The 14,189-nt window shown below is 39.6% G+C and carries 15 protein-coding genes; 8 read left to right on the top strand and 7 right to left on the bottom strand.

Annotated features, from left to right (window positions below):
* Positions 1-8: 8 nt before the first annotated feature.
* Both mobB and J2743_RS01515 read right to left on the bottom strand, forming a co-directional pair.
* Positions 9-728 carry a molybdopterin-guanine dinucleotide biosynthesis protein B gene (mobB, locus tag J2743_RS01510; RefSeq protein WP_209624684.1) on the bottom strand — a complete coding sequence of 240 codons (720 nt, stop codon included), beginning with the start codon at positions 726-728 and terminating at the stop codon, positions 9-11.
* Between the two features lie 183 nt (positions 729-911).
* Entirely contained in the window at positions 912-1,604 is a 693-nt protein-coding gene (locus J2743_RS01515) for a TOBE domain-containing protein (protein ID WP_209624685.1), read from the bottom strand.
* 603 nt (positions 1,605-2,207) lie between these two features.
* On the opposite strand from J2743_RS01515, the gene fwdF reads away from it, so the two are divergent.
* The 8 genes from fwdF to J2743_RS01555 all read left to right on the top strand — a co-directional run bounded on the left by fwdF (position 2,208) and on the right by J2743_RS01555 (position 8,750).
* Positions 2,208-3,266 carry a tungsten-dependent formylmethanofuran dehydrogenase subunit FwdF gene (fwdF, locus tag J2743_RS01520; protein WP_209624686.1) on the top strand — a complete coding sequence of 353 codons (1,059 nt, stop codon included), beginning with the start codon at positions 2,208-2,210 and terminating at the stop codon, positions 3,264-3,266.
* 18 nt (positions 3,267-3,284) lie between these two features.
* On the top strand, positions 3,285-3,515 hold the full coding sequence (locus J2743_RS01525) for a 4Fe-4S binding protein (RefSeq protein WP_209624687.1): 231 nt from the start codon (positions 3,285-3,287) through the stop codon (positions 3,513-3,515).
* Positions 3,516-3,525: 10 nt separating this feature from the next.
* On the top strand, positions 3,526-4,056 hold the full coding sequence (locus tag J2743_RS01530) for a molybdopterin dinucleotide binding domain-containing protein (protein ID WP_209624688.1): 531 nt from the start codon (positions 3,526-3,528) through the stop codon (positions 4,054-4,056).
* Positions 4,057-4,070: 14 nt separating this feature from the next.
* Entirely contained in the window at positions 4,071-5,426 is a 1,356-nt protein-coding gene (locus J2743_RS01535) for a formylmethanofuran dehydrogenase subunit B (protein ID WP_209624689.1), read from the top strand.
* Positions 5,427-5,432: 6 nt separating this feature from the next.
* A complete protein-coding gene (locus J2743_RS01540; protein WP_209624893.1) occupies positions 5,433-7,145 on the top strand; it encodes a formylmethanofuran dehydrogenase subunit A in 1,713 nt (570 codons plus the stop codon).
* 14 nt (positions 7,146-7,159) lie between these two features.
* Complete coding sequence (locus tag J2743_RS01545; RefSeq protein WP_209624690.1) at positions 7,160-7,969, top strand: formylmethanofuran dehydrogenase subunit C; 810 nt, start codon at positions 7,160-7,162, stop codon at positions 7,967-7,969.
* A 120-nt stretch (positions 7,970-8,089) separates the two neighbouring features.
* Positions 8,090-8,383, top strand: a complete 294-nt coding sequence (locus J2743_RS01550) for a DUF2097 domain-containing protein (RefSeq protein ID WP_209624691.1) — start codon at positions 8,090-8,092, stop codon at positions 8,381-8,383.
* A 49-nt stretch (positions 8,384-8,432) separates the two neighbouring features.
* Positions 8,433-8,750: a DUF2097 domain-containing protein gene (locus J2743_RS01555; RefSeq protein WP_209624692.1), complete on the top strand. Its 318-nt coding sequence runs from the start codon at positions 8,433-8,435 to the stop codon at positions 8,748-8,750.
* 56 nt (positions 8,751-8,806) lie between these two features.
* Here J2743_RS01555 and J2743_RS01560 read toward each other — a convergent pair whose 3' ends face one another.
* The 5 genes from J2743_RS01560 to J2743_RS01580 form a co-directional block, all read right to left on the bottom strand.
* Positions 8,807-9,922, bottom strand: a complete 1,116-nt coding sequence (locus J2743_RS01560; protein ID WP_209624693.1) for an ATP-binding cassette domain-containing protein — start codon at positions 9,920-9,922, stop codon at positions 8,807-8,809.
* A gap of 50 nt (positions 9,923-9,972) precedes the next feature.
* Positions 9,973-10,755, bottom strand: a complete 783-nt coding sequence (locus tag J2743_RS01565; RefSeq protein WP_209624694.1) for an ABC transporter permease — start codon at positions 10,753-10,755, stop codon at positions 9,973-9,975.
* Between the two features lie 42 nt (positions 10,756-10,797).
* Positions 10,798-11,610, bottom strand: coding sequence for a molybdate ABC transporter substrate-binding protein (modA, locus tag J2743_RS01570; protein WP_209624695.1), 813 nt, complete (start codon positions 11,608-11,610; stop codon positions 10,798-10,800).
* 199 nt (positions 11,611-11,809) lie between these two features.
* Positions 11,810-13,771 carry a molybdopterin-dependent oxidoreductase gene (locus tag J2743_RS01575; RefSeq protein ID WP_209624696.1) on the bottom strand — a complete coding sequence of 654 codons (1,962 nt, stop codon included), beginning with the start codon at positions 13,769-13,771 and terminating at the stop codon, positions 11,810-11,812.
* A 178-nt stretch (positions 13,772-13,949) separates the two neighbouring features.
* Positions 13,950-14,138 carry a 4Fe-4S dicluster domain-containing protein gene (locus tag J2743_RS01580; protein ID WP_209624697.1) on the bottom strand — a complete coding sequence of 63 codons (189 nt, stop codon included), beginning with the start codon at positions 14,136-14,138 and terminating at the stop codon, positions 13,950-13,952.
* Between the last annotated feature and the right edge of the window lie 51 nt (positions 14,139-14,189).

Raw genomic sequence — 14,189 nt, forward strand, 5'->3', positions numbered from 1 at the left:
AGTCATTTTTAGTCTTCAAAATTCCTGATCCATAATTCTATTTTTTCTGGAGGAAGGTTTCCTTCATTATCTTCAATTTCATCTGTTTTAAGGGTACTAATCATTCCCATTATACTTTTTTTAATGAAATCCTGTACAAAAGGGTTCAGAGGGATCTTTTTATCACCAATATAGAGTTCTACTTCCATCAATTTCCTCATTTTACAGGATTTTCCTGATGTTTTTCCCTGTACAATGGCTTTAGCCATCTCCAGACAGTTTTCAAAACCACACTCTCCACAATCCGATCCAGGGATAACTCCGTAGGTTCTTTCTTCCACTAAATCAACCAGGGAAACAATTTTTTCTGGTTTTATTTTGAAAACATCGACGTTGGCAATGGTAAAATCATCTTTAACAGGGGTGGTTGAAATTTTGGGATAATTAGAGAATTTAAAACCTTCAATCACAACGTAATCAAGTTTTCGGGTGTTTCCCATTATTTTCAGTATTGTTTCCAAGGGAAGTTGTTCATTGGTAATGAAGAAGGTACTCTCCCCAGAACCCACCACTATCTCGGCTCCGGCTTTTTGGTGTTTCCAAGTGTCTTTACCTTCCAGATCAAAGTCATGATGGGTGTGTTTAATTGTACCTACTTTATAACCTCGGTTTACCAGTTCCTTAACTATCATGGTGACTAGAGTTGTTTTTCCAGTGTTTTTTGTTCCTGCCACGGTTAATATCTTCATGATTGCACCTTTTTGGATTAGAATGAATGAATGTTTAGTTTAAAAGATGGGGATCTATATTTTTTGATCCATAGTTAACATTTATCAGTTTTGATTTTTTATGCTTGATAAATTGTAAGGTAATATGGAAAAAATAAAAAGAGTTAGTTAGCTAAAAAAATTAGGTTTATCCTATTATATTCATTATATTTTTACCATGGCAACTGCTGCTGCTTTAAATCCTACAAAAATATTTTTTCCAAGGGTTAAATCTAGTTGTTCTCTGGCATATTCAGTAATGTCCACGAAAAGACTGGTTTTGCCTAGTTCCACGGTTAACCTTACCAAGTTGTTTTTCAATTCCATGCCGGTGATCTTGCCTTCAAAAATGTTGCGAACACTTGATTCTTGTGGTTCTAACATTACAAATATATCATCGGGACTTATCAAAGCCAAAACTTTGTCTCCTATGTTAAAATTGCCTCTTACTGGGAGGATGACTTTATTCCCATTTAAATAAATGTTGGCAATTTTATTTTCTGAATCGATTTCTGCTATTTCTCCTTCAATCTCATTAACATCAGCATGCATCTTAAGAATACTATCTACTTTGCGGTATTCCCTTAATATTTTCCTACCTTCATCTGTTAATGTACTTCCGCCACCGCCGCCTTTTCCTCCTCTTTTTGTCGAGACAATGGTTTTATTAATGTCGTTTTCAAGATTTTCAATGTATTTAAGGGCGCTGCGATAGGGGATGTGGGAGTGTTTTGAAGCCTGGGTTATGGAGCCACATTCATCTATATACTTTAGGAGATTGAATTTCTTTTTGTTTAGCAATATTATTTTTTCATCCAGTTTTAATCGGTATTGTGGTCCCTCTTTTGTACTATCCATATTTACGCACCCTAACATAATTTGGTTATTTCATCTATTAATCATTATGATCTAAAATTTTAATGATTTATTGTTAGAAACATTTTCATTTGTTGTAAGAATGTGGGAACATTTCTTGAACTTTCATCATTTTTTGTGGTATGATGTGATATAAGATTTTTATTTAACTAGGGAATAAGAGGATGATTTTTTAGCATCAACCATTGATAGTTCTGTGTTTACAGTTTTCAAATATTTTTTATCTTAAAAAACGTCTGATTACTCGGCATAATTCTTCAAAGTCTTTGTTTAAATCCATGAATGGGTGTAGTTAGCACACATCCCTATATATGGATATCGGCTTGGTTCTAGTAGGAATGTATAAATATATCAGATGATTTATGTGTAATCAACACACTTAGTGCCAACTATAGATTTTTAAGAAAAATTTACCATAAAAAGCGCGAAAACACTAACAAGAATTAAAAAAAAAGTTGTAACTATAATAAACTCCCACTAACTCGTTATAAAATCATATTGGTGCTGCGGGTGTCCTGATTTGTTGGGATTAGTCTCTATCTGGGATTAGTTCCTTACCACTCAATAGAAATATGGAGGTAAAAAATGGTTTCTAATACGAAGGAAGTCAAAGCCTTGGACTTTGATGTAACAAGATCAGCTGAAGAAGAGCGGAAGCTGGCCTTCAAAGATGAACTCTGCATTGGCTGCGGTATCTGTGAAAAAGTATGCCCAGTAGAAGCTATCGAACTTGGGGATATCGGAGCCATAGTCCGAACCGATGCTGATGTATCGAAAATCTGCGTTGATGAAAACAAATGCGTCCTGTGCGGTATGTGCAGTGTCGGATGTCCTGTAGATGCTCTTGAATTCACAATCGACGGTGAATCAATAAGTGATATGGATGCTTATCCACAATATCTGTCCTCTGCAGAAATCGACGACGAAACATGTATTTACTGTAAAGCATGTGAAACTGCATGTCCCAGAGAAGCAATAACCATTGCCAGGGAACTACCGGAACGAGCCAAACTGGTTACCGGGGAAATCGAAATAGACAAAGACACATGTATAAACTGTGGTATCTGTGAAGAGATGTGTCCTGCTGATGCCATAACCATGGACAGCAAAATACCAACATCAGCCGACCCCACAGTGGCTTCAGACATCAATATAGACAAAGACAAATGTGTCTACTGTCTGATTTGTAAAAAATCATGCCCTGTTGATGCCATAATGGCTGCTTGCCGATCCTGTTCATATGGAGAATACGATTTGAACCCAGCAGATTCGGAAATAACAGGAAGTTCATTCATTGATGATGATCTATGTGTCCGATGTGGATGGTGTGAAGAAATTTGCCCAGTAGACGCTGCAAAAGTTAAAAAACCATTTAAAGGTGAATTAACCGTTGATGAAGATAAATGTACCACTTGTGGAGCATGTGTTGATATCTGCCCGTGTGATGTTCTATCATTCCCTCAACCGGAAGAAGCTGGACAAATCGTGGAAAAAGTATACAAAGACGAAAAATACTGCATCTACTGTGGTGCATGTGCAAATGTCTGCCCAGTAGAGGCCATAGAAGTCAAGAGAACCGATGTGGACTATACACCTACCAAGTCCAAATCATGGAAAAACAAGATGGAATCCCTTAAAACCTAAAATTTTAGGTGATAAATTATGGAACTAAAAGTAGAACAAGATAACTGCTTGGGATGCGGAGTTTGTGTTGTCGCTTGCCCGGTAAATGTATCCATCAGTCCCGAAGTAGCAGGTGGACACGGATCCAAAACTGAAGAAGTCATTATGATGGTAGAAAACGGAGTAATCAAACTTTTCAGCTCAGAAAAATGCACGAAATGTGGAACATGTCAAATGTTCTGCCCTACAGATGCCATATGGCTGGAATGAGGTGTAAAACATGACTTATATAAAAAAACCAGTCGTTCCCAAAGTTGTTAAATTAGAAGAACCAGCAGCAAAAGAACGAAAACTATTAAACATGATGCTGAACACCGGCTCAGACATCTACCAGGGTGCATGTAAAAAAAGAGGCTCAACACTCAAGGATGAATACAGAAAAGTGTGTGGTGTCGCTTATATGGACCCTAAAGACATGGCGAAGTTAGGCGTTGCTAATTGGGACACCGTGAAAGTGACCACAGATTGGGGAGAAGTAATAGTATCTGCTGTTCACTCCAGAGACGCACCTCACGAAGGAACTATATTCATACCAAAAGGACCATGGGCCAACGTAATAACTAGTCCAGAAACCTACTGCTGCTGTGACCCTACCTACAAAGGTATCTACTGCACAGTGGAAACATCAGACGAAGAAGTTTTATTAATGGCTGACCTCATGAGAGCAGTCTACAAAAAATATGTAGATGATGAAGAAACCATCCCTGAGTTAGAATCACTCGGTGAGATGCCCGTCTACAAAAAGAAATAAGGAGGCCGATTAAAGTGGCATACGAACCACCTATAACTGATTATGATGAAATCGTAGAAAACGGCACCTGTGCATTTTGCGGATGCAACTGTGACGATTTAGATTTCTTAGTAAAAGATGGACACGTAGTTGGTGTACGACACGCCTGTCGACTCGGCGCCAGCAAAGTCATGGAGGACATGGACCAAAGGCTTATGGTGCCAATGATAAGGGATGAAAATGGTGAACTACAGGAAGTTGATTGGGACACCGCCCTAGATAAAGCAGCCGAACTCATAGCTGGCTCAGTCCGACCAATATTCTACGGCTGGAGTGAAACCTCCATTGAAACCATGAAACACGGAATTCGACTAGGTGAACTGGTAGGAGCTGTCCTTGATAACCAGGCAACTATCTGTCACGGACCATCCTTACAAGCAGTACAAAACGTAGGATACCCTATTGCAACCCTGGGAGAAATCAAAAACCGTGCAGACATGATTGTTTACACGGGAAGTAACCCTATGAACTCCCACCCCCGACACCTTGCCCGATACAGTACCTTCCCTCGAGGATGGTTCAGACCAAGGGGTCGATTCGATCGTACATTGGTTACCATGGATCCAAAATACAGTGACACTGCTAAAATGTCTGACATATGGATTGGATTTGAGCAAAACGGTGATTATGGATTCTACAACGCTATAAGGGCGGCTTTAAAAGGAAAAAAAATTGATCAGGACTATGTTTCGGGTATACCCAAAGAAGACATCATGGAATTAGCCGAAGCCATGAAGAATGTTCAGTTCGGAGCATTATATTTCGGTCTTGGTCTGACCCACACTCTCTCAAAACAGAGGAACATTGACATGGCCATTGAAATGTTAGCTGACCTCAACGAGTACACCAAATGGGTGCTAACTCCAATGAGGGGTCACTTCAATGTGAATGGATTCAACATCTTCATGGCCTTTGAAATGGGATTCCCTTATGGTGTGGACTTCTGCCGAGGATACCCAAGATACATGAACGGAGAAACCAACACCATAGATCTGTTAACCCGAAAAGAATGTGACGTATTCATGGTAATAGCTGCCGACCCTGGAGCTCATTACCCTGGAGGAGCAGTTAAACACCTGGCAGAAATTCCAGTTATTCAGATAGATCTGCACTGGGGACCATCCACTGAGATAGCTGACGTGGTGCTTCCAGGATCATTCGTAGGTGTAGAATGTGCTGGTACCAGCTACCGAATGGACGGTGTACCTATCTACATGAAAAAGGCCGTAGACAAACCTGAAACCTGCAGAGACGATGAATGGATCATTAAAGAGTTGCACGAAAGAGTTAAAGAAATAAAAGCTGAAGAGGCCGCAGTAGCTAGCAAATAAGGTGATATCATGGAATATATACTAAAAAACGGTATAGTTTACGACCCGGCCAACAACATAGCTGGTGAAAAGAAGGACGTCATGTTCAAGGATGGTAAAATCGTTGACAACGTATCCTCCGATGCAAAAGTCCTGGATGTGACTGACAAAATAGTCATGCCCGCTGGTATTGATCCTCACGCCCACGTAGCAGGACCTAAACTCGTAGTTGGTAGGATTTACCGACCAGAAGACTCAAGAAAAGGTGTAACTTCAAAAACTGATGTTTGCCGATCAGAATCAGGATTTTCAATACCCAGCTGCCCTGCAACTGGATACAGGTACTCACGAATGGGTTACGGAACAGTGACTGAAGCAGCAATGCCTCCTTTAGAAGCTAAACACACCCACGAAGAGATAACGGCCATTCCTAACATAGATATTGCTCCACTCCCATTATTTGGTAACAACTGGTTTGTATTGCAATGGGCTAAAGAAGGAAAAATCGATGAAATAGCTGCATTCGTGGCTTCCTGGCTCAGAATAACCAAAGGTTACGGAATAAAAATCGTAAACCCCTGCGGAACTGAAGCATGGGGTTGGGGAGGAAACGTACACGGAATTGATGACCCTGTACCCTTCTTTGACGTAACAGCCAGAGAAGTTGTTAGGGCTCTTGCACAGGCCAACGAAATGTTAGGACTACCACACTCCATACACATACACCCCAACGACCTGGGACACCCAGGAAACTACCCCACCACTGTAAACACCCTGGACTGCGTTAAAGACATCGAAAAAAGCAGCGGTTTGCGAAACCAGACTGTACACCTCACTCATGCCCAGTTCCACTCCTATGCTGGAACCAGCTGGAGAGATGTTGAATCAGGTGCCAAAGAAGTTGCAGATTACATAAACAAAAACAAACACGTAACGTGTGATATAGGTCAGATCACTCTGGATGAAACCACCACCATGACCGCTGACGGTCCTATGGAATTCGATCTGCACCAGCTGAATGGTCTTAAATGGGCTAACAAAGACATCGAACTGGAAACAGGATCAGGAATTGTTCCATTCATCTACTCCGGAAGAGCTCCAGTTCCATCCTTCCAATGGGGTGTAGGACTTGAACTGTTCATGAGAATCAAAGACCCCTGGCAAGTATGCCTGACCACTGACCACCCTAACGCTGGGCCATTCATCCGATACCCCAGAATCATCTCCTGGCTCATGAGCGCAGAACGCAGACAGGAAATGATGGACAACCTGGAAGTACGGGTATGGTCATACAAACGAACCGGACTGGGAACCCTAGACAGAGAATACGACTTCAATGAAATAGCAACCATCACCAGAGCTTCAGCAGCCAAAATCTACGGATACCAGGACAGGGGAGAATTAACCCCAGGATATAATGCAGACATAGCTGTCTATGACCTGAATCCCAATACAATAGATCCATCCAAAGAACCAGCTGCCATAGAAAAAGCCTTTGGAAACGCCATGTACACCATCAAAGACGGTCAGATCCTGGTAAAAGATGGAGAAGTTGTTAAGGTCGTGCCTAGCCACACTCTATGGACCAATGTACAAGGTTTCGAAGAACAGGAAAAAGCTGTAATGGAAGAAGTCATGCCAAGATTCCGACGTTATTACACGGTTAAATTCGAAAACTATCAGGTACAGGACCATTTCACACCTAACCCAATTGTGACAGATGTCCAGGCAGGCAAATAAAGGGGGTATTAAGAGTGAAAACAATAACTTTAACAGTAAAGAAAAAATCTCAAATAGCCCTAGAGTTCGACGAGCTCATCCCAGATAAAGTATTCACCTGGGAGAAAGCAGACTTCGAAAACTACCAGGTACCAGTCGGAAACCGAAGATTCCCACTAACCGACTACTTCGATATTGAAGTAGAAGGAACTGCAGAAGGTCCTGAAGAAGTTAAAATGATCCTTGAAGGAGACTGCGGCCGAGTAAAATATATCGGCAGTAAGATGGAAGCCGGAGAGATCATAGTAAACGGAAATGCTGACCTGCACTGCGGAGCAGAGATGAAAGGCGGCAAAATTACCGTTAATGGTAATGCCGAAAGTTACGCCGGCCGTGAAATGGAAGGTGGAGAACTGGAAATCATGGGCAATACCAGAGAATTCTGTGGATGCTCCTATATCGGTGACTGGAGAGGAATGAGTGGGGGTAAAATTATCCTCCACGGAAACGCAGGTAAACAACTCGGAGAATGTCTATCCGGTGGAGAAATCTATGTTGGAGGAGACTGTGACATCCTTGCAGGAATCCACATGAACAAAGGTTTCATCCAGATCGATGGTGACGTTACCCGCTGGCCAGGTGGCCAGATGAAAAACGGTAACATCCTCATCAAAGGAAAACTGGGAATCCTCCTGGAAGGATTTGTCTACGATTCCATTGTTGTTGACCCAGAAATCGATGGCAAAAGCTTCTCTGGAAAATACATCAAATACAATGGTGACATAGCCGTAAATGGTAAAGGTAATTTATACCTCAACGCAGAGAAAAACAGAGAATACCTATAATCTCTGTTTTATCCATTTTTTTTATTTTTAGGCTTTTTCAATAAATTAAATTCAAATTTTTCAAAAAAAACCCAAATTTTTTTAAACATGACTGCGATATCAATGTGATATGTGATTATCATGGAAGAAGAAATATTTCTAAAACCCGATGAAACTATAGAATATCTCAAAGACAACGTCCAAATGCACGATATTCTCGAAATTTCTTATAACCGTATTTATGCTCCTGGAGAGGTCTTAGGACTCGAAATGGAGGAAGAACACGGTGAGGAATTTCTTCAGGTCACTTTGCACCTAACTGGAGAACTGATCAACCAGACAGTGAAAATCAACATGCATGCCATTAAAGATGACCTTATTGAAATAATACATACTCAGGGTGACGCATCTAAGGTCATCGTGGTGGAAGATTAAAAAGAGGAAGTTTAATTAAAATTAATAAATGTATCCTTGGGGTGTTATAATGGTAAAAAACCTGACTATGGATTGTGAAGAAGCTATTGAATACGTCAAACAGAACGTAAAACCCTATGATAAAGTGGAAATGTCTTACAATCGGGTTTTCACTCCAGGAGAGGTCATAAATGTGGAAACCTGCGTACTCAAAGGTGGAAGAAAGAGTTGTACCGTGGCAGTTCATCTTGATGGAGATACTATACACAGCACTGTAGATATTGACCTTGAAAAAATAAAATATGATTTAATTGAGGTCAGACACTGCCCCAAAGAGGGTGAAGAGACCATGATCGTCATTGACACCTGTGAAGAAGAATTAGAATGAATTGGTTACTCATTACTTATAATTTATTCTTTTTACTTGAGACTAAAAATAATTTATTAAATGGAACTGTAAGCATCATTATGGTATTCCATTAAATTCACATTCAAAGACTTGAAACTTAAATAAATTTCTTTTTCTCTTTGTATTCCCAGTGATTCGCAGGAATTAGGAGTTAAAACTCCTCTGAATGTCACACCTCCCACTTGAACTTCAATCCAGACAGTATGTCCCACTTCAAACAGGTCTTTAACCACACCTTTTAACTGGTTTCTAACAGATGATATGAATGGTTCATTGGAGAATATGATGTTTTCTGGCCTTATTGCCACCATCACATCTGTCTTATCAGAGGAATACTGTTCAAAGGCGTCTGAACTGTGGATAATTATATCATGGTTAATCCTTATTTTTAACAGTGATTTATCATGGCCTACTATTTGGCCCTTGAAAACATTGTGCACTCCCACAAAGTTGGCCACAAAGTCATCTGATGGTCTGGAGAAAACATCATGTAGGGTGCCCTGTTGAAGAATTTTACCATCCTTCATAACTGCCACCTGCTCAGCTAAATTGTAGACATCATTAAAGTTATGAGTGACATGAATGCAAGTGGTTTGATACTCTTCAATTACATTTTTAATTAGTGTCGTTAGGTAGGCGTGGGTGTTAACATCCACCGCACTGAAGGGTTCATCCATCAACAACAATTTCGGCTCAACTATCAGAGAACGAGCAATAGCAGTCCGTTGCATCTCTCCACCACTGAGTGTTTTTATATTTCGTTTAAGAAGATGGTCGATTTTAAGTTTTTCAGCCATCTCATTTACCCGGGACTCTAACAATGATTTATCGCCTTTATTTTTTTTCTTAAGACCATATGCTATGTTTTCGAAAACATCCATATGTGGAAAAAGAACATAATCCTGATATACTATACTAATGTCACGATCTTCCGGATTTAGAGGGGTAATATCATTTCCTTCCAGTAAAATCTGACCATGATAAGGTTTGTAGAATCCGGCAATGGTTTCCAGTAGCACAGATTTACCAGATCCGGTAGGGCCAATTAAAACGTAATAATCTCCTTCTTTTACCTTTAAATTAACGTTTTGCAAGTGGAAATCTTGTAAATCAACACTTAAGTCTTTAATGTTTAAAAACAGACTGATCATCTCCTATTTAATCTCTGAATTTTCACTGTGAAATCTTCCTACTTTTTAAACTACAGGGCTTTCTCTTTCCCATATTTTTCTAAAACTGCAATGGCTACAAAAGCAATAATCACCAGAACAATGCCAGCAGATATGGCCATATCCACGTTTCCAAAGGAAAGATTAAGATATAAAGTGATGGGAAGGGTTTCAGTTTTCATAAAAGTTCCACCACCCAGGAAAAGAACGGCAACAAAAGTACCTATGCAACGGGCAATGGTAACCACTCCTGAAGCGAAAATACCATCTTTCGAGAGGGGAAGAGTAACAGAACGGAAAGTTTCAAATTCACTGTACCCTAAACTTCTGGAAACGAATTCATAACGAGTATCAATATAATTAAAGGTTGAATATAATATTCTAACTGCAAATGGAAATGCTACAAAGAATTGGGCAATTATTATACCAGTCACGGTGAAAACAATCTGTATACCGAACCTTTCCAGAAAACCACCAAGTAAATTATTACCAAATAACATTAAAAGAGCCAGTCCTAGAACTATCTCAGGAAAAGCCATTGGCAAATCCAGAATACTCTTAATCAGAGTTTTCAGTGGAAAAGAGTAACGGCTGAGCGAGTAGGCAGTGGGTATGGCCACCAACATCACCAGTACAGATGATATGGCTGCAGTGTAGATGGTTAGTTTAAAGGCTTCGATCATTTCCTCGGATAGAATGGCATCAATAAAACCCTGGAAACTGGGAAGAATAAAAAGACTTCCTACAGCTAAAAAAAGGATAAGGGTAAAAAAAATGGCTATGGAGATAAAAGATATCTCCATTTTTGATTTCACTTGGATTCCTCTCGTTTTATAATGTTTTTTAAGGTTTGAAACCTAACTCTGGTTTACAGGTTCAAAACCCCATTTTTCCCAGATTTTCAGACCTTCATCCGATGTAGCGTAGTCTTCAAACTTCATGGCCAAGTCTTGGTCTTGGGTGTATACTGTGACTGCGATAGGAATGGTTTTAATGATATTCTGGTCTTTTGGTATCTCAACAGTGGTGATTTTACCCTGACCTTCACTCCATGTGGTCATATCTGCCCAGATTATGGTGGCATCAGCCTGACCAGTAACCAGGTAGGTGAGAAGCTGATTCACTGTAGTGGTGTAGGTAACCACGTTGGGGGTAACGTTGTCAGTGAGATTGGTCTTGTTGAGTATTTTTTCACTGGTGGATCCAATAGCAGGTCCCTGAGGATCGCCTAAAACCACTTTAACATCAGATTTTCCAAGGTCTGCGAGACCAGTGATGTTTTTAGGGTTACCCTCTTGCACAGCGATTATTGGTATGTGTTTGGTGACATTTTTGACAGTGTCATTTATTATGTAACCTTTGTTCATACCTTCCTTCACATATTTGATATCTCCAGGTATGAACAGGTCAGCATCTTTTTGGGTTTCCAGAATACCGAAAAGCTCTGAACTTCCACCGTAACGGATATCAACAGTGACACCAGGATTATTTTCCTCAAAATTGGTTTTCAACTCATTCATGGCCTTTATGGTTCCAGCACCAGCCAGGATTGTGATAGTTTTATTTTCTGACGTGCTAGTAGCACCAGTTAACATTCCACTTGCATATAAACCCACAACGATAATTACTATGGCAACAATGGCTATAATGGCAATGTTTTTTGATTCCATTTTAAACCTCCAATTTATAAAAACTGAGTCCTTAACTAAATAATGAACTCGATAATTCTATTTATCGACATGATCATATAAAAATATCACTCGAGAAAATTTCTAATTTTTTTATTACAAAATGCTTTAAAATATTTGAAACCGTGTTTAAATCTTTTCTTTCGAATATGTTTGTTCAACATCTCAGCAGGATTTATGGTTATTTTAAGGGGGTTATCCTCACCCATGTGTCATAATAGGGAGTTCCCTCACCCACCTCACTGATAGCATCTTGGGTTAAAACATTCACACATTTATTGTACTTTAACCATCCTCCTTTATAGGTAAGGATATAATCATTTCTGACCTCTTCATTTGCATTTATCTTAACCATAAGATTTCCAACAGGAGATTCAAGAAGTGCATTATCTCCATTGTTTAAACCGTTATCCTGCAAATTATCTGGATGAATCTGTACTTCCAGAAATCCATCCGCCAGTTCATCTTCGGGAACAACTGATCCCACGAAGTCTTGGTGCATGGTGGAAAGCAGCCTTAAAGGATAGTTTTCAAAATGTGTGTTGTTTGGTGAGAAATCTTCAATAAATTCAAATTTCCCTGATTCTGTTTCAAATTTCCCATCACTGAAGGGTATTTCCGGGTTTCTGCACATTTTTTGGGGAGCACTACACAGATCCTCGTAAATTATACCCTGATTTAAGATAGGTTCAGCCAGTTTCATCAACCATTTTTTAGGACTTCCAGACATTTCATCCCCAAAACCTAACTTATCTGCAAGAAGCTGAAATATTTCAAATTCAGATTTTGTTTCGCCCCTAGGGGGAATTACAGGATTTACAGGTGAAACCCAGTTATGACCGTAACTACCCATCAAGTCTTCTTCCTCCAAATAGGTGGTTGCAGGTAAAAACAGATCTGCACTATCAGAAGTATCATTCAAGAAGTGATCAATCATCACCACAAAGTCCACACTTTCAAATCCTTCTTTAACCCTTAAAGAGTTAGTGTTCAGATTAATCGGGTTTCCAGAGGCTATGAAAATGAGTTTTATGGGAGGATTATCTGTGGATAAGATGGTTTCACCTATTCTGGGCATGGGAAGTTGGCGCTGGGGTTTGCACAATTCATCCATCTTTAGAGAAAAATCGAAGTATTCATATTCTTCAAAACCCTGACTCACTCCTCCACCTGAAACCCCAATATTTCCAGTGATAGCAGCAAGAGCATCAATCATACGAAATGCAAGGTGTCCCTGCAAGTAACGATGAACTCCCCACCCAGTAACAATACTTGAAGGATTACCATCAGCATACATAAATGCTAATTTTTCCAGAACTGGGATTTTAACGTCACATTTACTAGATAAGTCTTGCAGTGAATATTCATCAAGTATCTGTTGGTATGAATGGAAATTTGAGGTATAATTATTTATAAAATCATGATTTACATGGTTGTTCTTTCCATCAAAGTCCTTTTCCATAATGATTTTCGCAATGGCCATTGCCAAATAATGGTCATTTCCTGGTGCAGGTTGAATGAAAAAATCTGCATATTTTGCAGTTTTTGTTTTCACAGGGTCTATCACTATGAGGGTACTACCACTTCTTTTTGCTTTTCGCAGGATGCGCCAGAGGTGCACATCTGTCACTGCTGGATTTCTACCCCAAATAATTATCACCTCACTATTGAGATGATCCAGAGGGTCATGGGACTTTTTCTCTCCAAAATCCATGGTCATAGCTGTATGGCCAATTCCCCCACAGACTGTCCCACAAGTGGTGGTTACCCCTCCCAATAAATTGAAAAACCGTTTGTTCATCGATTGAAGAGCGGTACGTGCTCCGAAGCCTTGATAATAGAGGATACTCTGACTTCCATGGGCCTTAATTACTTTAGAAATCTGGGAAGCAGCAATTTCCAGAGCTTCATTCCAACTGATCCTTTTCCAATCTCCATCAACCTTCAGAAGAGGGTGGAGGATTCTTTTATCACTGTAGAAATAATTTTCAAGGTAATGGGCAGTGTTTTTACATAAAAAACCACTTGTTATATCATGATTTGGGTTTCCACGTAATTTAACAATTTTTCCTTCCTCAACTTGGGCAATTATGCTGCAGGCACCAGGACAATCCCTGGTACACGTGGTAAAAACGGTTCTCAAAGAATACCTCTTTAATATTTTTTACAAGGGGGGGGGGGGGGCCTTGATTTTATGGGTTGATCGTCATTTAACTGATTTACGTACTATAATTTTAATTTAAAATTTAATCGGGTCTTAATAGCTTTACACTGGAATGAAAATTAAAAGTGCTTAATAAAAATAAAAAATTAATTGATTTTTATTCAGTCAGTATAATAGCCTCATTGGGACAAACATCAGTGCAAACCTCACATAAACTGCATTCATTAGGGTTTTTTATTGCTATTTTCTCTCCATCAATCATCAGAATGTCCATGGAGCAAACTTCTACACATTCTCCACATTCAGCTCCATCACATTTCTCATCAACAATCTTTATGGTAACCATTTTATAATCACCTTCAAATTAGATTAAAATATTCATCAATCACGTTTATTA

It is taken from the genome of Methanobacterium petrolearium (assembly GCF_017873625.1).
In the GTDB taxonomy this organism is placed as follows: domain Archaea; phylum Methanobacteriota; class Methanobacteria; order Methanobacteriales; family Methanobacteriaceae; genus Methanobacterium; species Methanobacterium petrolearium.

Bases quoted from the DNA above. Each gene is read 5' to 3' on its own strand.
- fwdF (WP_209624686.1), top strand. From the start codon at position 2,208: ATGGTTTCTAATACGAAGGAAGTCAAAGCCTTGGACTTTGATGTAACA.
- J2743_RS01525 (WP_209624687.1), top strand. From the start codon at position 3,285: ATGGAACTAAAAGTAGAACAAGATAACTGCTTGGGATGCGGAGTTTGT.
- mobB (WP_209624684.1), bottom strand. From the start codon at position 728: ATGAAGATATTAACCGTGGCAGGAACAAAAAACACTGGAAAAACAACT.
- J2743_RS01530 (WP_209624688.1), top strand. From the start codon at position 3,526: ATGACTTATATAAAAAAACCAGTCGTTCCCAAAGTTGTTAAATTAGAA.
- J2743_RS01580 (WP_209624697.1), bottom strand. From the start codon at position 14,138: ATGGTTACCATAAAGATTGTTGATGAGAAATGTGATGGAGCTGAATGT.
- modA (WP_209624695.1), bottom strand. From the start codon at position 11,610: ATGGAATCAAAAAACATTGCCATTATAGCCATTGTTGCCATAGTAATT.
- J2743_RS01515 (WP_209624685.1), bottom strand. From the start codon at position 1,604: ATGGATAGTACAAAAGAGGGACCACAATACCGATTAAAACTGGATGAA.
- J2743_RS01560 (WP_209624693.1), bottom strand. From the start codon at position 9,922: ATGATCAGTCTGTTTTTAAACATTAAAGACTTAAGTGTTGATTTACAA.
- J2743_RS01555 (WP_209624692.1), top strand. From the start codon at position 8,433: ATGGTAAAAAACCTGACTATGGATTGTGAAGAAGCTATTGAATACGTC.
- J2743_RS01550 (WP_209624691.1), top strand. From the start codon at position 8,090: ATGGAAGAAGAAATATTTCTAAAACCCGATGAAACTATAGAATATCTC.